This is a genomic window from Mesorhizobium sp. M0047, from assembly GCF_040323315.1.
Lineage (GTDB): Bacteria > Pseudomonadota > Alphaproteobacteria > Rhizobiales > Rhizobiaceae > Mesorhizobium.
In genome coordinates this window covers 1-1,259 of record NZ_JAMYUW010000104.1, presented here as the reverse complement: position 1 = coordinate 1,259, position 1,259 = coordinate 1, and the positions used below count along the sequence as shown (strand labels likewise).

Genomic DNA, 1,259 nt, shown 5'->3' with positions numbered 1-1,259 from the left:
GAATCGGCAGTCCGCCGGGCACGAATTCAGTTCCCTTTCGAAAGGGCTGGGCTCGCAAGGCGCTGTATTCAGGCGCGGGTGCTTGGGCCGCTGCGCCGGGAATAACGGGAAGGACGATTTTAGAAGGATATCTCTCCGAGTGAAAAACCCTGTTGATGGACGGGGCGCCGGCAGGCATGCTGCCGAAATTGGGATGCGGAATCGGATTGGGAGCACCGACGGTTAGCTCGAGGCTATGCCCTTGCCGGACAACGTGAGCGATTGGTCCCAGCAATGACATGCGTAACTCGTAGATTTCACCCGGTACGAGTTTCTCGAACTTGCGAAACAGATGAACCACTTCGTCCGTAGAGGTCCGCTCGTCGTCGATTGCACGGAGCGAAGCGCGTAGCAGGCCCGATTGCAGGAAGAGTACGTTGCCCTCAGGATCGACGTCTTTCAACGTTAATTCCAGGTCAGCGTCATCTCCATTGTCGATGCTGAGATAGAGCGTTATTTCTGGGTTTCCAAGCAGCGTCAAATCCGAGACGGCTGCGGCCGTCCGGTAGTTCAACACACCTTCTTTATACGGCTGGATCGCGAATTGCTGATTGCTTCCGTAGAGTTCTGATCCCGCTGGATAGAGGTAGGCGCGAGAGCCCTCGTTCGGGCCAGCAGCGGGCTTGTCAGGCGAGATCTTGGCATCGGCCGTGAGATGATAGGGACGACGCTCGACCTTCGGTTCTGGCCAAGTCTTGTGCCTTGTAACCCAACCCACGACCGCCTTCTTCGGATTTCCATCGGGCTGGCGGACCTCCCAATAAACGGTCACCGGCGGTTCGTGCTCTATTCCGTTCTCAACGCCCTTCAGCCATCGGTCCAGGAATTTCATTCGCTCATCGTCCACCAGGCCATAGCTGTTCGGCCCAGGTCCACCAATCACGTGATCGCCGTTCATCAGGACTAGCTTCTTGTGCTCCACGTTAGGCATCAATTGGGTAAATAACCGAGCACTTTCCCTGACTGCACAGCCGTAGGTGTCTTGCCACGAGGCAATAATCATCGTCGGCACAGCGACCCTGCCGGCGACCTCATTACGGGCCAGATAGATTGAATCCCACCATTCATCCTTTAGGGGGTGCCTGCGAACCTCGTCAAAGAATTGTCGCTTGACGACCTGCCTGTCGCTCCCACGAATTGCAGCACACTCAGTATCGCCCGCGCTGATACGGCCTTCCACTCCGCTAACCTGAGTGACGAATTCAGTGTTGAGCGACCAT

Annotated in this window: 1 protein-coding gene; it reads right to left on the bottom strand. The window is 56.5% G+C overall.

The annotated features are described in order from the left end of the window. Positions 1–1,259 (bottom strand): CocE/NonD family hydrolase (locus NKJ89_RS35555; RefSeq protein ID WP_352609068.1); only part of this gene is annotated, 1,259 nt, incomplete at both ends.